This window comes from Nostoc foliaceum FACHB-393 (assembly GCF_014698505.1).
Lineage (GTDB): Bacteria > Cyanobacteriota > Cyanobacteriia > Cyanobacteriales > Nostocaceae > Nostoc > Nostoc foliaceum_A.
This window is the reverse complement of record NZ_JACJTD010000035.1, coordinates 37,079-60,692: the sequence shown is the minus strand read 5'-3', so window position 1 is coordinate 60,692 and position 23,614 is coordinate 37,079. Positions and strand designations below refer to the sequence as shown.

Annotated in this window: 18 protein-coding genes and 1 tRNA gene; 11 read left to right on the top strand and 8 right to left on the bottom strand. The window is 43.4% G+C overall.

The window, feature by feature from the left end; genetic code table 11:
- Nucleotides 1-318 precede the first annotated feature (318 nt).
- Nucleotides 319-801 carry a cytochrome b6-f complex subunit IV gene (gene petD / locus H6G92_RS24635; RefSeq protein WP_174710778.1) on the bottom strand — a complete coding sequence of 161 codons (483 nt, stop codon included), beginning with the start codon at nucleotides 799-801 and terminating at the stop codon, nucleotides 319-321.
- A gap of 253 nt (nucleotides 802-1,054) precedes the next feature.
- Complete coding sequence (gene petB / locus H6G92_RS24630) at nucleotides 1,055-1,702, bottom strand: cytochrome b6 (RefSeq protein ID WP_179064867.1); 648 nt, start codon at nucleotides 1,700-1,702, stop codon at nucleotides 1,055-1,057.
- Between the two features lie 504 nt (nucleotides 1,703-2,206).
- Here petB and ctpA point away from each other — a divergent pair.
- Nucleotides 2,207-3,451 (top strand): carboxyl-terminal processing protease CtpA, encoded by a 1,245-nt coding sequence (ctpA, locus tag H6G92_RS24625; RefSeq protein WP_190896706.1) that lies wholly within the window; start codon nucleotides 2,207-2,209, stop codon nucleotides 3,449-3,451.
- An 11-nt stretch (nucleotides 3,452-3,462) separates the two neighbouring features.
- Here the strand turns inward: ctpA and H6G92_RS24620 are convergent, their stop codons facing one another.
- Together H6G92_RS24620 and H6G92_RS24615 are read right to left on the bottom strand one after the other, a co-directional pair.
- Nucleotides 3,463-9,765, bottom strand: a complete 6,303-nt coding sequence (locus H6G92_RS24620) for an ATP-binding sensor histidine kinase (RefSeq protein ID WP_190896704.1) — start codon at nucleotides 9,763-9,765, stop codon at nucleotides 3,463-3,465.
- 94 nt (nucleotides 9,766-9,859) lie between these two features.
- Nucleotides 9,860-10,594, bottom strand: coding sequence for an MBL fold metallo-hydrolase (locus tag H6G92_RS24615; RefSeq protein WP_190896702.1), 735 nt, complete (start codon nucleotides 10,592-10,594; stop codon nucleotides 9,860-9,862).
- A gap of 193 nt (nucleotides 10,595-10,787) precedes the next feature.
- Between H6G92_RS24615 and H6G92_RS24610 the strand changes: the two genes are divergently transcribed.
- A complete protein-coding gene (locus H6G92_RS24610) occupies nucleotides 10,788-12,308 on the top strand; it encodes a site-2 protease family protein (protein WP_190896750.1) in 1,521 nt (506 codons plus the stop codon).
- Nucleotides 12,309-12,527: 219 nt separating this feature from the next.
- On the opposite strand, the gene H6G92_RS24605 is transcribed toward H6G92_RS24610, so the two are convergent.
- Together H6G92_RS24605 and H6G92_RS24600 are read right to left on the bottom strand one after the other, a co-directional pair.
- Complete coding sequence (locus H6G92_RS24605) at nucleotides 12,528-13,094, bottom strand: phycobiliprotein lyase (protein WP_190896700.1); 567 nt, start codon at nucleotides 13,092-13,094, stop codon at nucleotides 12,528-12,530.
- Nucleotides 13,095-13,169: 75 nt separating this feature from the next.
- Nucleotides 13,170-13,850: a HEAT repeat domain-containing protein gene (locus tag H6G92_RS24600; protein ID WP_190896698.1), complete on the bottom strand. Its 681-nt coding sequence runs from the start codon at nucleotides 13,848-13,850 to the stop codon at nucleotides 13,170-13,172.
- A gap of 271 nt (nucleotides 13,851-14,121) precedes the next feature.
- Between H6G92_RS24600 and H6G92_RS24595 the strand changes: the two genes are divergently transcribed.
- Nucleotides 14,122-14,673 (top strand): YciE/YciF ferroxidase family protein, encoded by a 552-nt coding sequence (locus H6G92_RS24595; RefSeq protein ID WP_190896696.1) that lies wholly within the window; start codon nucleotides 14,122-14,124, stop codon nucleotides 14,671-14,673.
- A gap of 207 nt (nucleotides 14,674-14,880) precedes the next feature.
- Here the strand turns inward: H6G92_RS24595 and H6G92_RS24590 are convergent.
- Nucleotides 14,881-14,965 (bottom strand) — tRNA-Ser (locus H6G92_RS24590).
- A 105-nt stretch (nucleotides 14,966-15,070) separates the two neighbouring features.
- On the opposite strand from H6G92_RS24590, the gene H6G92_RS24585 reads away from it, so the two are divergent.
- From H6G92_RS24585 to H6G92_RS24555, 7 genes are all read left to right on the top strand, one after another.
- The gene (locus tag H6G92_RS24585; protein WP_190896695.1) at nucleotides 15,071-15,439 is read left to right on the top strand and encodes a 2Fe-2S iron-sulfur cluster-binding protein; all 369 of its coding nucleotides are present in this window, start codon (nucleotides 15,071-15,073) and stop codon (nucleotides 15,437-15,439) included.
- Between the two features lie 49 nt (nucleotides 15,440-15,488).
- A complete protein-coding gene (locus H6G92_RS24580; RefSeq protein ID WP_190896748.1) occupies nucleotides 15,489-16,034 on the top strand; it encodes a thermonuclease family protein in 546 nt (181 codons plus the stop codon).
- A 99-nt stretch (nucleotides 16,035-16,133) separates the two neighbouring features.
- Nucleotides 16,134-16,946: an inositol monophosphatase family protein gene (locus tag H6G92_RS24575; protein WP_190896693.1), complete on the top strand. Its 813-nt coding sequence runs from the start codon at nucleotides 16,134-16,136 to the stop codon at nucleotides 16,944-16,946.
- 74 nt (nucleotides 16,947-17,020) lie between these two features.
- Nucleotides 17,021-17,974, top strand: coding sequence for a J domain-containing protein (locus tag H6G92_RS24570; protein WP_190896691.1), 954 nt, complete (start codon nucleotides 17,021-17,023; stop codon nucleotides 17,972-17,974).
- Nucleotides 17,974-19,185 carry an ATP phosphoribosyltransferase regulatory subunit gene (locus tag H6G92_RS24565; protein ID WP_190896688.1) on the top strand — a complete coding sequence of 404 codons (1,212 nt, stop codon included), beginning with the start codon at nucleotides 17,974-17,976 and terminating at the stop codon, nucleotides 19,183-19,185. Before H6G92_RS24570 ends, H6G92_RS24565 begins: the two co-directional genes overlap by 1 nt.
- Nucleotides 19,186-19,375: 190 nt before the next feature.
- Nucleotides 19,376-19,600, top strand: coding sequence for an indolepyruvate ferredoxin oxidoreductase subunit alpha (locus H6G92_RS24560; protein ID WP_012407913.1), 225 nt, complete (start codon nucleotides 19,376-19,378; stop codon nucleotides 19,598-19,600).
- Between the two features lie 70 nt (nucleotides 19,601-19,670).
- Nucleotides 19,671-20,399 carry an ABC transporter ATP-binding protein gene (locus H6G92_RS24555; RefSeq protein WP_190896686.1) on the top strand — a complete coding sequence of 243 codons (729 nt, stop codon included), beginning with the start codon at nucleotides 19,671-19,673 and terminating at the stop codon, nucleotides 20,397-20,399.
- Between the two features lie 718 nt (nucleotides 20,400-21,117).
- Here the strand turns inward: H6G92_RS24555 and H6G92_RS24545 are convergent.
- Nucleotides 21,118-22,410: a hypothetical protein gene (locus tag H6G92_RS24545; protein WP_199344956.1), complete on the bottom strand. Its 1,293-nt coding sequence runs from the start codon at nucleotides 22,408-22,410 to the stop codon at nucleotides 21,118-21,120.
- A gap of 362 nt (nucleotides 22,411-22,772) precedes the next feature.
- On the opposite strand from H6G92_RS24545, the gene H6G92_RS24540 reads away from it, so the two are divergent.
- Nucleotides 22,773-23,495 (top strand): carbonic anhydrase, encoded by a 723-nt coding sequence (locus H6G92_RS24540; protein WP_190896682.1) that lies wholly within the window; start codon nucleotides 22,773-22,775, stop codon nucleotides 23,493-23,495.
- Nucleotides 23,496-23,614 lie beyond the last annotated feature (119 nt).

Here is a 23,614-nt window from a genome sequence, read left to right as displayed (position 1 = left end):
TAAATTTTGCGAATACTGCAAAATTTCTCTGATAGAACAAAATCTAAATTGGGATATTCTGTGTACCAAAATACAAAACATGAGCGATTTTGGCATTTCGAGGGTTGTAACTAGCAACTTACGTTAAGTAAGTGAAAAATGTTTGTATTTGATGACTTTTGGTGATTTTAGATTTTTGGAATAGCTTTTCCATCCAAAATTTCAGATCCCAGATGCAATCTGAACTATTAAAATTGACGCCTGTTAATTTTTTTCAAAAGCAAATCTTACTTATGCTCCTGAAACTCACAGGCGTCAAAGCACTTTGTGGCGACTAATTTAGAATAGTCCCAAGGTCAAAGATTTATCCAATGGCAAGGCAGCACCAATACCCAGCCACACGGTGACAAGGGTACCGAAGAGGAATACTGTGGTTGCGACTGGACGGCGGAAGGGGTTTTGGAACTTGTTTACGTTCTCAATAAAGGGAACGAGGATTAGACCCACTGGTACAGAACCCATTGCTAACACTCCTAAAAGTTTGTTAGGAAGCGATCGCAAAATCTGGAAAACTGGATACAAGTACCACTCTGGTAGAATTTCCAATGGTGTCGCGAAAGGATTTGCTGGTTCACCTGTCATTGCGGGATCTAGCACAGCTAGAGCCACAATGGCAGCGAACGAACCCATGATCACGATTGGAAAGACATAAAGTAGGTCATTAGGCCAAGCGGGTTCACCATAGTAGTTGTGACCCATGCCTTTAGCGAGTTTGGCTCTTAACTGAGGATCGCTCAGGTCAGGTTTTTTTTGTGTTGCCATTTTGAAATGTGCTCTCCTGCTTAAGTTAAATTAAAGCATTTGTGAAAGCTATCAGCTACTAGGCAACCAACAGGGGGCAAACAGTATTTTTTATCTCCGGTTGCCGCCTGGAGGTTCTCTACAACTTTAGGCTTCAGATACAAGTGTTTGTTTTTTGGAACTTATGTGCAATTAATTTCTTTTGTTTCATAAGTTTAGAACAAACGACTTGATCTGAAAACTGACAAATATTGCCTTTCGCTAATAGCTGAGATTACAAAGGACCGGAAATGCCTTGCTTGCGGATCATTAAGAAGTGAAACAGCATGAAGACTGCAATCAACCAAGGCAGCACAAACGTGTGTGCGCTATAGTAACGAGTTAATGTTGCTTGACCAACACTCGAACCGCCGCGCAGCAGGTCGGAGATCAGAACGCCAACTACGGGAATTGCTTCTGGTACACCGCTAACGATTTTCACAGCCCAGTAGCCAACTTGATCCCAAGGTAAGGAATAGCCGGTGACTCCAAAGGAAACTGTAATCACAGCTAGGATGACACCACTTACCCAGGTCAGTTCGCGGGGCTTTTTGAAACCACCTGTAAGATAAACCCGGAAGACGTGCAAAATCATCATCAATACCATCATGCTGGCAGACCAGCGATGGATGGAGCGAATTAGCCAACCGAAGTTTACTTCAGTCATGATGTACTGCACTGAGGAGAAAGCTTCAGTTACTGTTGGCCTGTAGTAGAACGTCATGGCAAATCCAGTAGCAAACTGGATGAGAAAGCAAACCAGGGTAATTCCACCCAGGCAGTAGAAGATGTTGACGTGGGGAGGGACGTACTTGCTAGTGACGTCTTCGGCGAGTGCCTGAATCTCCAGGCGTTCCTCAAACCAGTCGTAAACGTTGGCCATACAATCTCAAGTTCCTAAAAGTCGGTTGCGGTTGATAAATCCCGAAGTACTAAATTGGCGACTAAAATTCTGATGGTTCCAAGCCTCGACATCCTGCGGGTTCGCCCAAGGGGTTACCGCAGGCTAGAGTAACAGCAGAATTGTCTACGGACTTCTCAGAAGCCGCCTCTCAGACTTCTCTCCCAATTAGCAATTTTGGGATTTTAGTAAAGGCGAGTTTTTTGGAAAGCTTGTCAGCTTTCAGCGTGCTAAGAGTCTTCAGAAACTTTACACTCTGTAAAGAAGGAATATATTGCGATCTCTTTACGCCCCTGCACAGAAAATGGTGGACACAAAGTAGATTTTATCCTTTGGTGAGTGGATACAACGCATCAGTTGACTGAACAACTTGATGAGAGAAATGCACCACTTCTATAAAAAAAGTAACATAATCGAGAGATAGATTTCATCAACAACAGGGGAAGTGGGCATTTCTAGGCAATTTGTGTTGAGGTGGAATTGATAATGGGGTTCATGAACAAACAAGTCTTTCAGGTTGGATTTTCGTTGTTAATGGCGTTTTGGTTGGGGTTTGGTACGCTCACCCAGCCAGCAATCGCTTTGACGGGCGAACAAAAGCTGGTTTCCGAAGTTTGGCGAATTGTTAATCGTACTTATTTAGATGAGACATTTAATCATCAAAACTGGGCGGCTGTGCGGCAAAAGGTTTTGGAGAAGCCGTTGTCGGACTCAAATGCCAGTTATGCGGCAATTGTGAAGATGCTCAAGAGCCTCGATGACCCTTTTACCCGTTTTTTAGACCCGGAACAGTACCGCAGCTTACAGGTCAATACTTCTGGGGAACTGACTGGTGTAGGATTGCAAATTGCCCTGAATCCTGAGACTGGGAAGTTGGAAGTAGTGGCTCCCATAGCAGGTTCGCCAGCAGATAAAGCAGGGATTAGACCACGCGATCGCATTCTCAAAATTGAAGGCGTTTCCACAGAAAATCTTACCCTAGATGAAGCTGCGACTAAAATGCGCGGGCCGAGTGGTAGCGTTGTCACTCTCCTCATCGAACGGGATGGAGAGGCAGAAACGGAAATTAGACTGACACGCGATCGCATTGCCCTAAATCCTGTGGTCTCCGAATTGCGTGTTTCCACTGAGGGTACGCCCATAGGCTACCTTCGTCTCACTCAATTCAATGCCAACGCCTCAACGGAATTGGCACATGCTATTTCTAGTCTAGAAAAAAAAGGCGCTGCTGCCTACATTCTGGATTTACGAAATAATCCTGGGGGACTATTGCAATCAGGAATTGAAATTGCTCGTCTATGGTTAGATTCCGGCACGATTGTCTACACTGTTAATCGACAAGGCATTCAAGGTAGTTTTGAAGCCTTTGGGCCAGCCCTAACAAACGATCCTCTGGTTATTTTAGTGAATCAAGGGACTGCTAGTGCTAGTGAAATTCTCGCCGGCGCACTCCAAGATAACGGTCGTGCCCAGTTAGTAGGTGAAACCACTTTTGGAAAGGGTCTAATTCAATCTTTATTTGAATTATCAGATGGTTCGGGTTTGGCAGTCACAATTGCTAAGTATGAAACTCCTCAACACCGGGATATTAACAAATTAGGTATTAAGCCAGATAAAGTGATTTCCCAAGCAGCCATCACCCGTGAACAGATTGGTACCGAAGCGGATCTGCAATATCAAGCAGCAATGGGAATTTTAGTTAAAAACTCCGTGGTGGCGGGAAAGACATAAAAAGTCTGGGGTTAGGTGTTAGATGGTAGCTGAATTACAAATTCAGTTCCGTCGCCAAGTTGAGAATTCACCTCGATCGCTCCGCTATGTTTTTCTACAATAATTTGGCGGGCGATCGCTAATCCTAATCCTGTTCCTTTGCCGATAGCTTTCGTAGTAAATAAATGGTCAAATATTTTTTGTTTTACCTCTTCAGACATCCCCTTAGCATTATCGGCAATTGTAATTTTAACTAGATTATTTTCTACAGTAGTTGTAATTGTAATGCAGTTCGGATTTGCTTTAATTTCGTCAAAGCTTCGTCCAATATTTGATTCCTCTAAAGCATCAATGGCATTTGCTAAAATATTCATAAATACTTGATTTAATTGTCCAGGAAAGCACTCAACTTGAGGTAAATTGGTGTACTCAGTTATCACTTCAATTGCTGGACGTTGCTCATTAGCTTTGAGACGATGTTTCAAAATTAAAATCGTGCTGTCGATGCCTTGCTGAATATTAAACGGTACTTTATAATCTTTATCGGCACGCGAGAAAGTCCGTAAACTGGTGCTGATACTTTTTAGGCGATCGCACGCCATACTCATAGAATCAATCATCTTGGGCAAGTCTTCTAAGCTATAATCCAAGTCGATTTCTTCGGCGTGGTTAAGAATTTTATCACTCGTATTGGGCAGGTTTTCTTGATAGAGTTTTAAATGCTCAACAATATCAGCAATAGTAGGTTTAGCTTGTTTGAGACTGGCAGCAATAAAACCGAGGGGATTATTCATTTCGTGAGCTACCCCAGCAACTAAATTGCCTAATGCTGACATTTTTTCACTTTGAACAATTTGTAATTGGGCATTTTGCAGATCGGTTAGTGCTTGTTCTAAGTCTTGTGATTTTTGTTGCAAGGCAAGTTCAGCTTTTTTGCGCTCGCTAATATCTCGCATTACAACTACTGCACCGATTTTGTGGCCCGATGAATCGAAGATCGCTTGTCCGCTGGCTAATAAAATTCTTTTAGAACCATGCTTTGGTGCAATTACCATTTCGGCATTTTCGACGATTTCCCCTTGTAAGGCGCGAAACAGAGGAATTTCCGTTTTTGATAGGGGTGTTTGACCATCAGGTTGATAGAGATCGAAATGTCCTGTCCATTGTTCTGGTGGTAATGATTCTATTGGTAAGCCATGAAATTCACGAGTTGCTTTGTTAAATAGAGTCAATTTGCCATTAGCATCACAAACAACAATCCCATCTGTAATATTGTGAATGATCGCATTCAAAAACTCTCGTTCTTTAGCTAGAGATGCTTCGGCCTGTTTGCGTAAGCGAAGCTCCTCGTAGACATCGCTAATATCAATCACCACCCCATCCCATAAAATTGAGCCATCGGCTTGTCGCTCTGGCCGAGCCGCAGATTGAATCCATTTCACGGTTCCTGAAGGCAGGATAATGCGCCATTCTTGCTCAAAGGGTGTCAGATTTTGGGCAGAGTAAGCGATCGCTTGGGCAATAGCTGGTTGATCCTCAGGATGATTCATGGCGTAAAGGTTATGCGTTCCTGCCATCACCAACTCTGGCTCTAATCCATACAAATCCAAACAGCCAGAGCTAACGTAGGGTGTTGAAGCTGAACCGTCGACTGCCAGACGGAATTGGTACACCATACCGGGAATATTATTCGCCAAATTTTGGAAGCGAATTTCACTAGCCTGCAATTTTGCTAGAGATTGTGTTAACTCTTGAGTATATTTCTGGGAATTTTGATAAAGTCGGGCATTTTCCAGAGAAATTGCAGCTTGGGCGCAAAGTAAGTTCAGCAGTTCGACGCGATCGCTGGTAAATGCTGCGGTTGCCAAATTGTTTTCCAGATACAATATGCCTAGCAACTTACCCTGATGCAAAATCGGGCTGCACAAGATGCTTTTTGGCTGCTGTTGCTGAATATACGGGTCATTAATTAATTGAGGATGCACCGTGGCATCAATAATCACTGTTGGTTGTAAGCTGCGTTTGACGGTATTAATTAAGCCAACTGGCACATCCTGAGAGTCTTCAACAGGCTCTGGGTTGAGCAACATTGGATAAAAATCGATGTTGACAGTCTGGTTCCGTACACTACTCAGGGAAAGCTGTGCTAACGCCTGAATTAGCAAACGATCTGACTCCAAAAGCATGAAAACACACTTATCAGCTCCCGCATTTTCGATGACGATATGCAGCAGTGCTGAGAGCAGCTTTTCGAGTTCGATTTCCCCAGAAATACTTTGAGAAGCTTTGAGAATGGCAGCTAAATCTAAAGCAAAAGAGGCGCTAACACTGCTGAAAGTGGCAGAACTGGTGGAGGTGACACTCCCCAATGTGAAGATAGTTTCGTTCGTGGACAGGGGAGAACGGGTTTGCTCTAAGATGGGGGCAAGGAGTTTGGGATAGCGTTGTTCCAAGTCCGCAACTTTGGCTTTAGCGCCCCAACGAGCATAGCCATAGTAGGCTTCGGTCATGTATTCCTGGGCAATGCGCTGTTTACCCCAATCGAGGTAAAATTTAGCTGCCAGTTCATTGGCCAACGCTTCTTCCTGGATGTAATCGTTTTCTTTGGCTCCAATGATGGCGCGATCGTACAAATCTATTGCCTCGGCTTTGTTACCCAAAGCCCTCTGCCGCTCGGCTTCCACCAAATCAAATTTGTGTCGGAAATTCATCGGCGCATGAGTTGCCCAGTATTTGAGTTTTTCTTGGTTGGCAGCAATACATTCCTTCATTTGCTGCTGTTCTGGTGTTGAAAGTTGCTCAATCCATGCTAATTGAGCTAAAGACTCATAGAAATGAAAAATGGGTACATATAAAAAAGCAAGGACAGCATCCAAATACTGTCTTGCCTGCCTAGCCTCTTCTGTGGCTTGTTGAAACTCTGAAAACAAATAGGACACAACTAGTTTGTTAATCCACAGCAATGCTAATCCGGTGCGATCGCCCGCTGCTTCATGTAATGGAAGTTGATCCTGTTCATTGTAGGCTCTACCGCTCAACACCACGACGTTATCTGCATCGCCGATTAAATTGAGCAGAATTTGTCGAATTAACTGGGAATAAGTCAGAGTTAGATTTTGCTTGAGGTGCTTGAGCGCTTCACAATATCCAGCAACTTCCGGCTCTAGTCGTGTTAAATTTTGTCCGGCAAAATAGGAGTAAAAACCGTAGTTATACGCTGAGTAGCCCGCGAAAGCCAAATCGCCCACATCTAAACAACTACAATAGGCCATCTGCAAGGGATGTAATGTCTCACGCAAGTGCATTCTCCAATGCCTTGTGTATAAATAGACTAGTAATAAAGTTTTCCCCTTAAATTCGGAATTTTGATAACGTGATAGCAGGTCGAGGGCTAACTGACCAAATTCATAACCTAATTCAACGTTTCCGAACACACCACACATTAATATCCCATAAGAGACATAGCTAAAGGTTGAGGTTGACTCATTGCCATACACGACGGACAGATAAACCTTTTTTAAAATCACCAGTAAATACAGCAGTGGCTGAAACAGATAAGCGCAGGGTGCTACCGATGTCAAAATTCGAGCCGCCGCCAGGATGTTTGCATCCTTTGGTTCGCTGAGGTTGAGTAACTCGGCAGTTAACCGCTCTCCAATCACATCTGAGACGGTATTAAAGCCAGCGGCCACGTCGTCTTGGGTAGGCGCTATGGGCAGTTCCACTCCCAATTGCTTTAAGATGGCAAGTGCCGCTGCGATCGCTTGGGCAAACTGACCTTGGGCAGTGAATGCCTCAATTTTCACCTCATAAACGCTGATTTGATCTAATGGGGTTTTGGCGTGGTTGAGAATAAGACAGGCATTAGCTTCCATCTGCTCTAAATCACCGCTTAGATAGGCGGCTTCTGTGGCGACTTGATGGAGTGCTAAGGTCAACTCATACTGATGTTGCCAACTATTTTGGACGAGTAACCCGATGCCTATCTGGGCATATTTGCAGGCAGCATTATAGGCAGTTGCCGCTTTTGCCTTGCGGCTTGCCATCAGGTTAAATTGTGCCAATTCTTGACGTTCTGCGGATTGGGCAATCAATTCAGCCGCAACATTGAGTTGACTGACGATTTCAAAAATTCGTTCTTCCCAGTTGCTTTTGGGGGTGTTACTCAAGAGTAACTGTCCAATTTTCAGGTGAACGGGTTGTTTTTCATCGGCGGGAATTAGGGAGTATGCCGCTTGTTGCACCCGGTCATGTAAAAACTTATATGCAACAACCTCCGAATTATTTTGAGTAACTGGTTGATGTTCTTGCCTAACAAAAAACTTATAAACTTCATTTTGGGGTAGAATCAAACCTTCCTGCAAGGCTTTCCATAAACTTGCAGCCGCTTCGATTTGGGATTGTTCAGAAATGATCGCCAATGTTCCTAAATCAAACTGATTGCCAATACAGGCTGCCAGTTTCAAAATATCTTGAGTGTTGGGTGGTAATTTCTGAAGCTGTTGTGTCATAAATTCCACCACATCATCAGTGAGAGCGATCGCTCTCACTTGCACCACATCACACTGCCAAAAACCTGCTTCCCAATCAAAGGTAATCAGCCCATCCTCATGTAGCGCTTTCAGAAACTGAGTCGTGAAAAAGGGATTGCCTTTAGCTTTTTGATAAACCAACTCCGTTAACGGCAATGCTTGTTCAGTTGCACAACTGAGAGAGTCGGCGATTAAATGGTTCACATCTGCTTGACTCAAGGGAACTAGGGCCAGAGTATTTACAGGGGAAGATACCTTTTCAATTTCATCTAGCGTTAACATCAGTGGATGACCTGCAAACACCTCGTTATCGCGGTATGCACCAATAATGAATAGATAGCCACAATCACTCTGGGTCATCAACAGCTTCAGCAAATTGAGTGATGCCGAATCTGCCCACTGCAAGTCATCAAGAAAGATTACCAACGGATGCTCTCTTGTTGCGAATACCTGAATAAATTTTTGGAACAGTAGATTGAAACGGTTCTGTGCCGCACCGCCCGATAATTCAGCGATAGCAGGCTGTTTGCCGATCATCTGCTCTAGTTCAGGAATTACCTCGATCAGAACTTGCCCGTTCTCTCCAACTGCCGCTAAAATCTTGCTCTGCCATTGCTCTAATTGAGTATCGCTTTCACTAAGCAACTGTCTCATTAGATCACGAAAGGCTTGCACAAAGGCAGACAGAGGAATGTTGCGGTTGAACTGCTCATACTTGCCTTTGATGAAGTAGCCGTTCCACCGCACGATCGGCTTATGTACTTCATTGACGACTGCGGTTTTGCCAATGCCAGAAAAACCTGCCACCAGCATCAGTTGGGAGCCACCATTGGCAACATAACCAAATGCCTCCAGTAACGTTTGCACTTCTGATTCCCGTCCGTAGAGTTTTTCGGGTATGAGAAAGCGATCGCTAATATCGCACTGTCCCAAATCAAACCAGGTATGCTTGCCTGTTTCTTGCCACTGTTCTAGGCAGGTCACTAGGTCATGTTTAAGTCCTAGCGCACTTTGATAACGATCTTCGGCGTTCTTCGCCATCAATTTGCGGACTATCTCGCCCAGCATCAAGGGCAAATGGGGGTTGAAATCGCACAGGAAGGGTGGAAGTTTAGCAATGTGGCAATGCACCAACTCCATCGGGTTATGAGACTCAAAGGGCAGTTGTCCACTAAGTAGTTCAAAGAAAGTTACACCTAATGAATAGAAGTCGCTGCGGTAGTCAATGCCCCTGTTCATCCGTCCGGTTTGCTCTGGCGACAAATATGCCAGCGTTCCCTCCAGTCCGTTGGGACTTTGGATTTCCTGGGTTTCTCGTGGTAAGAGCGAGGAAATACTGAAGTCAATCAACTTGATTTGTTTAGTATCTGTATGGATAAGGATATTCGCTGGCTTGATATCTTTGTGAATGACGCGCTGTTGATGTAAATGGTGTAGCGCGTCTATCAGTTGCAAGGCAATGGGAAGAAATTGCTCTAAGTCCAGTGGTCTTCCTTGAGTAAATTGCCGCAAGGAAATGCCACCAAAGTCTTCCATGACTAGGGCATAGCCATTTTGATAAGCTTCCAGACTGTAGGGTTTGATAATGCCGGGAATATCTAGGTTTTTGGCGATCGCATATTGGTTGCGAAACTGTACTAATTCGCTAAAACTGGGGTATTCTCGTTTTAAGAGCTTGATGACAACTGGTAGGCGATCGCATTCTCGTACTGCCCGATACACTTGGGTGCGAGAACCAGAATAAAGTTGCTCTATAATTTCGTAGCCAGCGATTCTTACAGTTCCATCAATTTTTGCGCTCATAACTTTTTACTAGAATTCCTTGTCTAACGCTAGAATTCCCCAGACAATATCTTCCTTAACTTATATTTTGCACCAGTATCAAAAACCACCAATGTTAAATTAGGGGCTGTATCCGCAGCAAAGTTAGTAAATCCAGAGATGCAATGTGTTGATAACCCTGATCTATGACACGCTTGCCTCTAAGAAAACCTGTATTAGCTCCCGGACAAATGTATCTGAGAGTTTCTGGTGTAAAACGTTCTAATAATAACCGAAGACTGTTAATTTGTCGGGGCCAGTGAAAGGTTTTGGCTGTCCGTAATGGTACTGCTTTACCCTGCTGATTAGGAACTAAGTGGCGACCAGAAAACAATATACCTCCAAGTTCACTGTAGTATAGGCAAGATGAGCCAGGAGAATGACCTGGTGTCCAAATCACTTGTGTTGATGCATCAAGTGTAAATTCTTGACTAAAGGTAGTTGGGGTTAAGCCTGGTAATAAATAAGCTTCTTGCTCTTGAATCAAGATTTCGCAGCCAAACACTTGCTGAATTTCAGCAGTTTTGCCAATAGCACCTCGATGGGTGAGAAACAACCAACGCACGCCTCCATGCGTTCCTAAAAAATCTTGATTTGTTTGGTCTAGAGCCGGGCAGTCTATGAGGATATTGCCTTCATTTCTTACAATAAGATAAGAGGTTCCTCCTAATGTGTCCCGATTGGGTGGAAAAGCAAAAATGCTCTCTTGTGCGAAGTCCGATTGCATAGAACCTCCGCTAGGAACTTCGTTAGGGAAGACAGCCCGTGGTGGCTTAGTTGTATGACTTGGCTGTTGAGGTAAAGGGCACATGATCAAAGAACCGAAACTGAGGAGTTGTGGACAATCTGGTTGCAGTGTGGAAATTCTAAAGAATTGAAACTTGAGCGTTAACCAGGACTGTTAACCGTTGTGAAAAAAATTAGGATTTGAGGTCTGCCTTGTAGTTAATGCTATGGTGCTGAGGCTACTGGTGGGGCGTTTTGTCAAAATTACTGAAGATAACATGGCATTTTGGTTTCTGTTTATCATCCTACTGGGGCTAGCTACTTATTTAATGGTGCAGCATAGCGTCGCTCAGATCACCCGGACGCCAGTATGGTTGTTGTGGCTGGTTTTAATGACACCAGCATTTCTGTTGAGTGGATGGACGCTGATGTATGGAGCAAAACAACCTCCGCCGCCAGCGCTGATTATTTGGTCATTATTTGCCTCCACACTGTTGTACTGGATGTTATTTCAATGGGGACGGCGAGTGCCAAGAGATACACAGACCGAAACCCAAGCCCAAGGCTCAGAATCACAGCCGACTATCCAGCCTCCCGCAGAACCAATAGTGCGTCCCATTGAGCCTACGGAAGAAACTCAACTGCGAAATTGTTTTCCTTGGTCTGTATACTACGTTCAAAATATTGAGTATCGACCACAAGCTGTGATTTGCCGTGGTCAGTTGCGAACTCAAGCCAGCAACGCTTATCAGCAGATTAAGACTAATATTGAAGCACAATTTGGCGATCGCTTCCTGCTGATCTTTCAAGAAGGTTTAAATGAGAAACCTTTCTTTGTGCTGGTTCCCAACGTTCAAGCTGCTAAAGAGAGAAATACACCACGACGCGACCAAGAACGGTTAACTCGACCAGGATTAGCACTTCTACTACTAGTAGCTACTTTGCTAACTACTACCTTAGTGGGGATAGAAATTGCTGGTGTTGCTCTTCCGCCTCTATGGGAAATTGGCTCTTTGCTGAAAGTTATATCTAACCCAGATGTCCTATTCAAGGGATTACCCTATGCCTTAGGATTGATGACTATTTTAGGCATTCACGAACTTGGGCATTATTTGACAGCTAAATTTTACAAGATTCGCTCAACGTTGCCTTACTTTATTCCTATCCCTTTCTTCTTGGGAACTTTTGGTGCATTTATTCAAATGCGTAGTCCTATTCCCAACCGCAAAGCTTTATTTGACATTAGTATTGCTGGTCCAATTGCTGGCTTTGTCGTGACTTTACCATTACTAATATGGGGTTTAGCTCATTCTGACGTGGTTTCCATCACTGAAAAAACCCGGCTTTTAAATCCTGATGCCCTTAATCCCAAGTATTCCATTTTACTAGCGCTACTCTCGAAGTTAGCCTTGGGTAGTCAGTTGACAGCACAATCAGCCCTTGATTTGCATCCAGTTGCAGTAGCTGGTTTTTTAGGACTAATTGTTACAGCCTTAAATTTAATGCCTGTGGGACAACTAGATGGCGGTCACATTGTCCATGCGATGTTTGGACAACGAACTGCGATTGTAATTGGTCAAATTGCTCGCGTCCTCTTGCTATTACTTTCTTTAGTTCGAGAAGAATTTTTGGTGTGGGCAATTATCTTATTATTTATGCCGTTGATTGATGAACCTGCACTGAATGATGTCACTGAATTGGATAACAAACGTGACATTTGGGGATTACTGGCAATGGCTTTGTTGATTGTAATTATTTTGCCATTACCGCAGGCGATCGCTAACTTTTTGCAAATTTAAAAAGTATCAACGCAAAGAGAAATATCTCTCAATTTTTCTCAACTATGTAATTAACCATAGCTTGGTATTTTGTTATTTGAACTTATACAAGGGTGCGTTATGGACATTAGTCCTAACGCACTTAAAATCTAGTATGGTGTACAAGAGAGCGGCATGATACAACGCCACTTAGGTACCCTGCGGGAAAGCCGCGCAAGGCAGTGGCTCCTTTACATAAAACTAACTCGATACTGAATTAGCTGCCTCAGAAGCCTTCACAGCTGGGGGAAAGCCACCCATGCGAATCTCAGAAGTGAAGGAAGTGATACTAAATCCACCAAAATTCTTGAGGACATTTACCCGCATTCGCAAATTGGGGCTAGCAAACCACAGGCGCTCCTCTAACCACATGGTTTCATCCTCTATAGTTAGAATTAAGGCACCATCACTGTCAAATTTATAGTGTCCGGCAACTGGGGTTTTATCGGCATCAACTATTTCCCGCAGTAACTTACCTTCAGCTGGATTATCTGCATCAGTTACCGAAACCAACACAGTTGAACCACTGTGTTTTACTTGATCCTTTTCCATTGTGCCGTTCCAGCTAATTTTGGCAGCACAAGAGGCGGAACTAGGATTAACTTTGTACTGTTGACACAGTTTGATCACTTCTGGATCATCTATTGCCAGAGTCTCAATTATGATGTCTGACTTGCTATGTTCAGATTGGTTAAAAGCCAAATGTTGACTAGTACGATGAGAAAACCATTTACCAGCACTTAACTCAAAAAACTCTTCAATATTCATGAATAAAATTACCCTGCATCAAAATGCTAAAATTCCCACTTAATTATTATTAAAAGGTAGCAGGAAACTTTAATCTTAAGCTTGATTGCCTATTTCCTCAAGCTTCTTAAGACCAATCCTGGCTGCCTCAGCAACGTTGAAATGATTGTCTTTTTCCAGATATTTTAAAGCTGAGACACTCTTGGGAGTAGGAAGATTACCCAAAGCTTCTGCTAAACGCTGCCTTACTAACCAATCATCTGATTGGGCGAAGCGCAGAATCTGATCTACAGACTCAATGTCTTGAATTTCTCCCAGTGCAGAGATTGCAGCTTGTTGCAACACTACTTCTTTGCTATCCAATGCCTGAAGTAGAATTTGACGGGCACGGGGGTCTTTAATGTTACCTAGAGAAACGGCTGCACTAAAGCGTACTAGCCAATCAGTATCTTCATAAAATGCCCGTGAAAGCACTTCAAAGGCTCTGGCATCACCCAAATATCCTAAGGCACCAGCCGCATCAGCGCGTATCCCATAATCTGGGTCATTTTCGAGGATTCTGACCAAAATTGAATAACATTCAGCCGTCGGCTTGATTCCAAGAGCAAATATTGCCATTGATCGCAGTTGCAAAGATTCGTCATCCAGTACCTTTTTAATCAAAGGGACTGCATCCTCAGGGGCTACATGACGCAGATTGGCAAGGGCTACCATGCGATCGCGTAAATTTGGACTTTCTAACTGAGTAGAAATTTCTTGTAAGCTTAGAGCTGCCATTTAGTTCAAAGCGTTTTCTTTACTTATCTTAATTTACCCGATCCGTTCATCAGGCTGTTGCCATAGTGAAGTAGGAGTTTGGCGACTTTACAAAATGACTCAATTATGAGTGAAAAATAAACAAATGTTACTTCTTGCTAGATTGTGTATTGAATTTAGCAGTCAGATTTAACACTTAGCTGTGCCTGAGGTATGAAGAGAAGACTTGGTAGCAGACATAGGTTAGGGGTGTGGCAGTTAAATACAGCGTCAAATATGAAGGAGAATCACAATGGTTCAACTTAGCGAACGTCCCGGTACCAAAAAAATCACAAACTTGCAGGATAAGTTCATCTATGAACTTGGTGGTATGTACGATGCTGAACATCGCTTCTTGGAAGCACAGCAATTAATGTGGCAGTGTAGCCAACATAGCCAATTGAAGTCCTTGCTCGAAACCCATATTCGGGAAACCGAGCAGCAAATTAGGAATCTAGAGCAAGTATTCAGCGCCTTGGGACAACAACCACAGCGCGTCACTTGTGATGCGGCGGCTGGTTTGATTAGTGATACTCAAAAATTAACACTACTGTCTGCTGATAATCCTCAAATTGTGGATTTAGGGCTAGCAGGAGGACAGGCCAAGGTCGAACAACTGGAAATTGCCGCCTATCGTGGTTTGATTAAAGGTGCCGAGCAGATGGGGCAAAACGAAGTAGTGCAATTGCTACAGCAAAACTTGCAGCAGGAAGAACAGACAGCTCAAAAAATTGAGCAGCATCTGCCACAGTTACTTCAAGAGGCAAAGTCAGCTAAAGGTGCAAGCGGTAATAGGTCTCGTTAATCCTGTATAAACCACTGTTGTACTAAAACAGAAGCGAGGTCACAAGTGCCTCGCTTGTTTTTTGGTTTGTACGATCCCTTTCCTGCGGAACGCTAACGTACTTTCAAAGAAATTTTAAGAATTTATTTGGCAATATCCTGCTTTTTACTGAACCCGACTATTTGTAGAAGTATGGTTCAAACTATATATTTAGACTAGGTTTTAAAACGGAGAGGGGGGGATTCGAACCCCCGTTAAGTTTCCCTAAACAGACTTTCCAGGTCTGCGCCTTAAACCACTCGGCCACCTCTCCAGGCGCCACAAGTTACGATCATACTATAGAATCCCAGAAAATGCAAAGATAAAGAAAGATATTTAGATTGAATCTGAAAGTCCCAAACCCAAAACGCAAATCCAGATGTCCCGTACATACACAATTAGAGTTCGCGATCGCGCCACTGGCAAAACACACACCCTCCAAGTCCCAGAAGACCGCTACATCCTTCACGCTGGCGAAAAACAAGGGGTAGACCTACCGTTTTCCTGCCGCAACGGGGCTTGCACCACTTGTGCAGTGAGAGTTTTATCGGGAGAAATTTACCAACCGGAGGCGATCGGATTGTCGCCAGATTTACGTCGGCAAGGTTATGCCTTGTTGTGTGTGAGTTACCCCCGTTCTGATTTGGAGGTGGAGACGCAAGACGAAGATGAAGTCTACGAACTCCAGTTTGGCCGCTATTTTGCTAGGGGAAGAGTCAAAGCTGGTTTACCGTTAGATGAGGAATAAACAATTCAAAATCACCGATGGCGCAGCGGCGACCATAGGAGAAGTTCTGATGCTTGTGCGTCTTGGTGACTGGGTACGAAAAATAGCCATTTTAGCTTGCTTATTGCTCTTGGTGAGTTGCCAAGGTAAAAACCAGCTGCCAAACAATGAGGCTCAAGTGAAAGTAGCGCGGGTAGTTAGTGGGCAAAGTTTGGAAGTGTTAGGCATGGCTGAACAACCAAATTTGATTTCTCAAGTGCGGTTAGTTGGGATTGATGCACCAGATTTGCGACAGCGGCCTTGGGGGGAAGCAGCAAAAGAACAGTTAGAGAATCTAATTGGTGGTGCAGAACAATCGGTAACGCTGGAGTTTGATTTAGAAGCAAAAGACAAAATTGGCCGAACTCTAGCTTATGTGTGGAAAAATAAGGTGTTGTTGAATGAAGAATTAGTAAAACAAGGGAATGCAATGTTTGTTGGGCGATCGCCTAACCATAAGTATGACCAGCGTTTAGAACGTGCCCAACAATGGGCTAGACTCATGGGCCAAGGAATCTGGAACCCAGAAAAATCCATGCGCCTGACTCCCGCCGAGTTTCGCCGCCAAAATCTTTGAGGAGTCGGGAGACAAAGGGGACAAGGGAGAATTATTGAACAAGTTTCTTCCTTGTCTCTTTCCAATGACTAATGACTAATGATTAATGACTAATGACTAATGACTAATCTACAAATTTTTCTAGATATTGCTACAGAAGCAGCCTTAGCTGCTGGTGCCATTTTGCAAGGTTACTTAGGTAAATTAGAAGACGCAATTATTGAAAAAGGTCGCCCTGGTGATTTAGTCACCGCTGCTGATAAAGCCTCAGAAGAGTTGATTTTAGAAATTTTGCGCCGCCACTTTCCCCAGCATTCTATCCTCGCTGAAGAATCAGGAAAATTAGGTAATCAAGAGAATGAATACCTATGGGCAATAGATCCTCTAGATGGTACAACCAACTACGCTCATCAATACCCATTTTTTGCCGTTTCTATCGGGCTGTTAATGAATGGTGTTCCGCAACTTGGTGTAATTTATGATCCATTTCACAATGAGCTATTCTGTGCTGCTGCTGGCTTGGGAGCAACGCGTAACCGCCACCCTATCAAGGTTTCGGTAACATCTGAACTAAGTAAAAGTCTATTAGTGACAGGATTCGCCTATGATCGCCGCGAAACCTCTGATAACAACTACGCTGAATTTAGTCACCTCACCCATCTTACCCAAGGAGTTAGACGTAGCGGTTCTGCATCGCTAGATTTAGCATATGTTGCCTGTGGACGTGTCGATGGTTATTGGGAACGAGGGCTTTCTCCTTGGGATATTGCTGCCGGGATAATTCTGTTACAAGAAGCTGGGGGCAAAGTCACCGCCTACGATGGCACTCCCGTCAAAATTGAGTCAGGTAGAATTCTCGCAACAAATGGTTATATTCACGACTCTCTCAGTAGCGAATTGTTACAAGTTCCACCGTTATCAGCATGGGTGTAGCAGATGGGGGCTTTACCCTCGACTTTGGGTAAACTAAAAAAAATCTAACTGCTCCTTTGGTGCAAATCCTCTATATGTCTTTCAAAATAGATCGTGGACTATTTAAATATGATTTCATAGATCATCACGCAATTTTGTGCGTTCCAGTGGATGCCGATGTCAAAGAAATTCGCAAACGTTATCTCAAAATCGCCCGCCGTCTACACCCGGATAGTAGTTTTACTGAAAGTGCTGAACAAAAACAGCTAGGGAACGAATTGTTATCAAAGCTGGTTAACCCAGCTTACGAAAAACTATGTGGCGATCGCACTCGCACGGAATATATTTTAATTTTGTCGCAAATTGGCAAGCGCTTGGTACAAGAATCTACTTCGGTGACTCTCAGCACCGACTTGGCTAGACAGTTAGTTGAGGCACCTAATCTTGATCATTTCTATAAAAGTGCGATCGCTAAAATCGGCGAAACTCAATATGATCCTTTAGAGCAAGCGCTGCAAGTCATTGCCCAAGTTAGTGAATTGAATTTAGTATATTTAATGCGGAGTGCGGGCAAATCATCCGCACCGCTGCCATCTGCTCAACCCAAAGTTAACTCAAGCACACCTCAGCAAAATATACCAAAAAGTACACCACCACCACCAGCGCCACCAAAAGAAGACTCGGTTGTAGAACAGTATGTTCGTCGTGCTCAATCTTTGATTGACAAAAACCAATTTGCCCAAGCCAAAGTAGAGTTGCAGGATGCCCTGAAGCTAGAACCTAAAAATAGTCACTGCCATAGCTTAATTGCAATGGTGTATTTGAAGCAAAATCAGCTAAAAATGGCAAAAATCCACTTCGATAATGCTCTCAAATTAGACCCCAATGACGAAACGGCTCTGCAATGGAAACCAAAAATAGATAAAGCTCTAGGACAACAACCTAGTGATCATAAGGTGACTTCATCCGCCAATAATGGAGATAAGCAACCAGATAAATCTGGTAGTGGTGGTTTGTTCGGTGGTTTGTTTGGTGGGAAGAAAAAATAATGGTGTATCAACCAGCAGCAGGAGCCAGGGATTTATTGCCCTTGGATGTGGAGAAAAAACGCTGGATTGAAGATCGGTTACAGCAGGTGTTTGATCGTTGGGGATATCACAGGATTATCACCTCGACTTTAGAACGCATGGATACTCTGATGGCGGGGGAAGCAATCCAGCGCCAGATGGTGATTCAACTACAAAATGGCGAAGATGATGAATTAGGGCTACGTCCAGAATTAACAGCATCTATTGCTCGTACTGTTGTCACGCGAATGGCAAATGCAACTTATCCGCAACGGTTGTACTACAACGCTAATGTGTTTCGCCGCACTTGGGAAAGTAGACACAATCGCCAGCAAGAGTTTTATCAAGCTGGGGTGGAGTTGTTAGGTGCTGGCGGATTGCTGGCGAATGCGGAAGTATTGCTGTTAGTAGCTGATTGTTTGGCAGCACTGGGGTTGCGGGGATGGCATTTAATTTTAGGTGAAGCGGGAATTACCCGATCGCTCTTGAGCGCCTTTCCTGCTAATTTACAGGATCAAGTTCGTAGTGCGATCGCTCATCTTGACCGCATTACTATAGATAGTTTACCCCTGAGTGACAAACTACGCGATCGCGCCCGAATCATTATGGATTTGCGCGGCCCTGGTGCAGACGTGTTACAAAAAGTCAGTAGTTTGGATTTAGATGAAGAACAGCGAGAGGCAGTAAATAACCTCAAATCCCTAGTAGAATTACTGGAATCAGAGAAAAAATTTCCGTTAATCCTCGACCTCAGCCTCATCCAGACCATAGACTATTACACGGGTATCGTCTTTGAAGTTGTAAACGATACCGAATCCCAAGCCAGAGTTTTAGGGCGTGGTGGTCGCTACGACCAGCTTTTGGGGCTATATCATCCCCAAGGAGAAAACATCCCCGGAATTGGTTTTGGACTCAATATCGAAGATTTATACCAAGTTTTGCTGTGTACCCAGCAATTACCGCAGGTAACCCCAGCTAGTAATTGGTTGGTAGTACCAGAGATAGCTAATGCTAACGCCGCCGCCTTTGCCTACGCGCAAAAACTCAGAGATTCCACTCATTTGGTAAGGGTAGAAATTGATTTGGGGGGAAGGGATGCAGACGCTATTCGCCAATATGCACGCGATCGCGGCATTGCCCAAATTGCTTGGATCAAAGCTGATGGCTCCCCAAAAATTGAACCATTGCGTTAATGGGTATTGGGCATGGGGCATTGGAAAGAGGCAAGGAAGGCAAGGGAGAGGGGGGAGACAAGGAATAAACTTGTTCAATAATTCCCCCTTGTCCCTCTTATCCCCTTGCCCCCCTTGTCCCACATTCCCCACTCCCCACTCCCCCTGCTAGGCTAGAAATAGCCGATACAGAACAAAGGGAATCGAGAACATGCCGCACACAATTGTTACAGAAGTCTGTGAAGGCGTCGCTGACTGCGTAGATGCCTGTCCCGTAGCTTGTATTCATGATGGCCCAGGCAAAAATGCCAAGGGAACCGATTGGTACTGGATTGACTTTGCCACTTGCATCGACTGTGGTATATGTCTCCAAGTTTGCCCAGTAGAAGGGGCAATTCTTGCAGAAGAACGACCGGAGTTGCAAAAAACTCCGTAATAGTCCATAGTCAACAGTCAATAGTTATTTTTGACTTGACTGTTGACCAATGACAAATGACAAATGACACATGACAAATGACTATTTACTAGATGTCCAAAATGTCCACGCTGGATATATCAAAGATGTAGATATCCTGCAAGGTGTGAATTTCAGGGTTGCACCAGGGGAATTGGTAACTGTGATTGGCCCCAACGGTGCTGGTAAATCTACTTTAGCAAAAGCAATTTTTGGGCTTTTGATCCCCCACACAGGCACAATTACCTTCAATGGTGAAAATATTGTGGGGCTAAAGTCCAATGAAATTGTCCAACGAGGAATGTGCTACGTACCGCAAATCGCCAATGTTTTCCCCTCTCTCAGTGTTGAAGAGAACTTGGAGATGGGTGCTTTTGTGCTTAACGTTCCGTTGAAACCAATTAAAGATAAAATATTTACCATGTTCCCAAGACTTAGCGATCGCCGTCGTCAACGCGCTGGTACTCTCTCTGGAGGAGAACGCCAGATGTTAGCGATGGGTAAAGCTTTGATGTTGGAACCTAGTTTGCTGATTTTGGATGAACCATCTGCTGCTTTATCCCCGATCTTAGTGACACAAGTGTTTGAGCAGATTAAACAAATTAATCAGGCGGGTACTGCGATCGTATTAGTGGAACAAAATGCCCGTAAGGCTTTAGAAATGGCTAATCGCGGCTATGTTCTGGAGTCGGGACGCGATGCGATCTCTGGCCCTGGTGAAGAATTGTTGAATGACCCGAAAGTGGGTGAGCTATATCTTGGAGCAGGTAAAAGACATTAACCCTTTTTAATCACTCTTGCCCCATTCAACATAACACCAGCTTAATATAGGGGCTTCACCAGGCGATAGCGATGCCTACGGTGGGCTGCGCCTACGCTATCTATAACTAATACAAAAGCCATAATACTACCTGCCACTGCCGCGACCGTCGTTTTCGATGCTCAAAGAATTCTCCCCAATAATCCTTGCGTTTCTAATCACATCTACAGTGAGTAGAAAGGTAAAACAGGACATTCATTCAGGAAAAAGTAACTAAAACGCAAATTAACCGGATTTGCCAGAACCCTGAATGAATAGGAATGCATACTAAACTTCCTATATATAAAGCTCTGCATCACTTTTTTATGCACTGCTAAGTAACAACAACTCCTGCAAAGTCGCTCCAGAGGAAACCTGGAGCGACTTTGCATGGTATAAAAACGCCTATGTTTGTCCTAATCAAAATTGATTGAGTGCTTTTGGCAATTTGGCATCCAAAATTTTTCTGTTCCAGTTTTAATTGAGATATCAGCAGGGTTACTGGGACATTGAGAAAATTCTACAAGGGATCGACTCCCGTCTCAAAAATCCCACCCAATGGCCAGTTGTTGATGCCCGCTCTGTGGACTACCCTAAAAGGGTAGATGCAGTCAACAAGCAGAGCGAGCGTCACCGCTTCACCACAACTGGCTAGAAATCAAACAGAAAACACATAGTTAGCCAAAGCGATCGCCACCATTTACTTAGTCTGTAGCTGGCTTAGTTTATTATTTGCCAAAAGTAGTAACTCTTGAGCTTTCAGATAGGCTGTTGTGCCATTTTGCACTTTTTCTAATTGATTAATAATACTTTGCAATTGGCTCAACACCCGATTGCTTTTCATATCATGAGGATCAGCAGGAATTGAAGCCAACAAACTTTCGATTTTTCGTTGCGCCGTCTGCAAAGCCTCCACAGCATCTGCCTCAGCTTGCCGTCTTACCTTAATTTGACCTAAATTAGCCTCATAAATTGCTAATAACTTTTGTGCTTCGGTATAACCAACCACGTCTTTTGAAGGAATATCTTTAAGCCGCTCAATTGCCTCTATCCACAAATTTTCTATCTGTCGCCATTCAGTTACGGTGTGCGGCGGATTTTGACCAGCTTTGGCAGCTTGCCAGGAAAATTGCCGCGCTGCGGTGATTAAGGCACTGATGCGATCGTTCCCAGCAGCCAATCCAACAACTTCCTGAAACTCACGTTTATAATTATCTAGTTGATTTTGTACAGTTTTTCCTGCCAGGGTTTGACCAGGAATCTGCTCGAATTGATTAAGCGCCGTTTGCCAAGCTGCTGTTGCAGTCTGTTTATCAGTTACTGTTGTAGCTCGTTCATATTGCTGTTTTGCATTTAAAAAGGTCTGCATATTATCGGTAAGCAAAGACTGAGCATTCTTTTCCTGAAAAACCTGAGCTTCTAACTGCCCAACTTTACTCCGAAATGCATTAAAACCGTAGATGCTAAAGCGCGAGTCATACCACCAATATCTGTATTGTGACCAATCGTTAACAAAGGAAGTTGGTAACTGATCTAGATGTTGTTGTGTTTCTTGTAGCTTCTGTTCTCCCAAAGCCAAATCAGCGGGACTAGTAGCTTTTTCAATCAACTGTTCAGCTTGCTCGACTGATACCAACGCCTGCCGATAGTGATTATCCATGCTGATGTAGCTGGGTAGCAACAAAAAAGGTGCATGGAGCATTACCGGACGGCGAATCACCGGATAAGGCTGGTTCGCAACCCAAATTACACCACCGGGAATGCCCATAAGTATTACTATCCAAATAAGTCTACTACCTATACCCCACTTGGCTTTGCTATGCAGTTGCTGAGGGGATGTTTTGAGAACTTGCCTTTGTAACTCGATTTCATGCTCTAATTCAGCCAGGTTTTTGGGGGTTGATGGTGTTGCATATTTCTTCTGCACCACAGGTTGAAGGCTTGGAACAGACGGATCTATGCCAGAGCTATTTGGAGTATTTTTACGTAACAAATTCCAGTTTATTTTTTTTTAAAAAAGTCATATCTATAGCCAGTACTGAGTTAAGTATTCCCAAAAAACACAGTAAATACAAACAATAGATTTTTTTAGCTTTTGACACGAATTATACTCTTTCGTAACCAGAATATTATGTCTTAAAAAAACTGTCCTGGTTATGGCTAACCCTGGCTTTAAATTTTACAAATGATATCGAATTTACTTGATACACAGAATAGAGGAAATTTACAGATATAAGTTATAAATTACGATGAAAAGTGAAGATTAAATGACTCTTAAACCGTGTAATAAAATACTCTTGTATCTTGCTTAAATCTGATATCTTCCTAAGAACAGCTTTGTTGTTAGGTAGATTGATGAGTCGAATTAATGGATTTGTAGGGCGACGTGATTTCTTAAAATTTGCCAGTGTGGTAGGTATTGCGGCTACTGCTTTTGGTGATAGCTTTTGGAATCCAGAGCAAACTGCTGTTGCTGATATTCACCCAGTTAACCCTAATCCAATCAGTCCAAATGAAGCCGTCAGACGCTTGCTGGATGGTAATCAAAGATTTATTCATCAAAAACGCAAATATCCCGATCAATCATTAGAACGTCTACGATTAGTTGCTAAAGCTCAGTATCCTTTTGCCGCCATATTGGGCTGTGCAGATTCTAGAGTACCTGCGGAAATCGTCTTCGATCAAGGACTTGGAGATTTATTTGTCGTGCGAGTTGCTGGTAATGTCGTCAGTGACACGGTTATAGGTAGCCTCGAATATTCTACAGCAGTGTTGGGTTCGCAGTTGATTATGGTTTTGGGTCATAGAAGATGCGGTGCAGTCTCAGAAGCAATCAAAAATGAACCACTTCCTGGCAGAATTGGTTTGATTATTGAGGGCATCAAACCATCTGTAGAAAAGGTAAAATTAAGAATGGGTGATAATATGCAAAATGCAGTTATTGCCAATATTCAATATCAAGCTGAAAAATTGCAGGAAAGCTCAACAATTTTAGCTAAATTGCTCCGTGAAGGTAAACTAAAAATTGTTGGTGCTTGTTACGATATTGATACTGGTAAAGTCAACATTATTACTTAATAATCTCACACCATTTAGGCGTAGGATTATTGTTTTAATGATGTTGCAAAAAATATTAGTTATAAAATATTTTTTATTGATAATCTTGAAAATTAATCAAATTCATTTCTCAAATTCAA

Excerpts from the sequence above, each read along its gene's own strand:
- petD (WP_174710778.1), bottom strand. The coding sequence starts at position 801 with ATGGCAACACAAAAAAAACCTGACCTGAGCGATCCTCAGTTAAGAGCC.
- petB (WP_179064867.1), bottom strand. The coding sequence starts at position 1,702 with ATGGCCAACGTTTACGACTGGTTTGAGGAACGCCTGGAGATTCAGGCA.
- ctpA (WP_190896706.1), top strand. The coding sequence starts at position 2,207 with ATGGGGTTCATGAACAAACAAGTCTTTCAGGTTGGATTTTCGTTGTTA.
- H6G92_RS24620 (WP_190896704.1), bottom strand. The coding sequence starts at position 9,765 with ATGAGCGCAAAAATTGATGGAACTGTAAGAATCGCTGGCTACGAAATT.
- H6G92_RS24615 (WP_190896702.1), bottom strand. The coding sequence starts at position 10,594 with ATGTGCCCTTTACCTCAACAGCCAAGTCATACAACTAAGCCACCACGG.
- H6G92_RS24610 (WP_190896750.1), top strand. The coding sequence starts at position 10,788 with ATGGCATTTTGGTTTCTGTTTATCATCCTACTGGGGCTAGCTACTTAT.
- H6G92_RS24605 (WP_190896700.1), bottom strand. The coding sequence starts at position 13,094 with ATGAATATTGAAGAGTTTTTTGAGTTAAGTGCTGGTAAATGGTTTTCT.
- H6G92_RS24600 (WP_190896698.1), bottom strand. The coding sequence starts at position 13,850 with ATGGCAGCTCTAAGCTTACAAGAAATTTCTACTCAGTTAGAAAGTCCA.
- H6G92_RS24595 (WP_190896696.1), top strand. The coding sequence starts at position 14,122 with ATGGTTCAACTTAGCGAACGTCCCGGTACCAAAAAAATCACAAACTTG.
- H6G92_RS24585 (WP_190896695.1), top strand. The coding sequence starts at position 15,071 with ATGTCCCGTACATACACAATTAGAGTTCGCGATCGCGCCACTGGCAAA.
- H6G92_RS24580 (WP_190896748.1), top strand. The coding sequence starts at position 15,489 with ATGCTTGTGCGTCTTGGTGACTGGGTACGAAAAATAGCCATTTTAGCT.
- H6G92_RS24575 (WP_190896693.1), top strand. The coding sequence starts at position 16,134 with ATGACTAATCTACAAATTTTTCTAGATATTGCTACAGAAGCAGCCTTA.
- H6G92_RS24570 (WP_190896691.1), top strand. The coding sequence starts at position 17,021 with ATGTCTTTCAAAATAGATCGTGGACTATTTAAATATGATTTCATAGAT.
- H6G92_RS24565 (WP_190896688.1), top strand. The coding sequence starts at position 17,974 with ATGGTGTATCAACCAGCAGCAGGAGCCAGGGATTTATTGCCCTTGGAT.
- H6G92_RS24560 (WP_012407913.1), top strand. The coding sequence starts at position 19,376 with ATGCCGCACACAATTGTTACAGAAGTCTGTGAAGGCGTCGCTGACTGC.
- H6G92_RS24555 (WP_190896686.1), top strand. The coding sequence starts at position 19,671 with ATGACAAATGACTATTTACTAGATGTCCAAAATGTCCACGCTGGATAT.
- H6G92_RS24540 (WP_190896682.1), top strand. The coding sequence starts at position 22,773 with ATGAGTCGAATTAATGGATTTGTAGGGCGACGTGATTTCTTAAAATTT.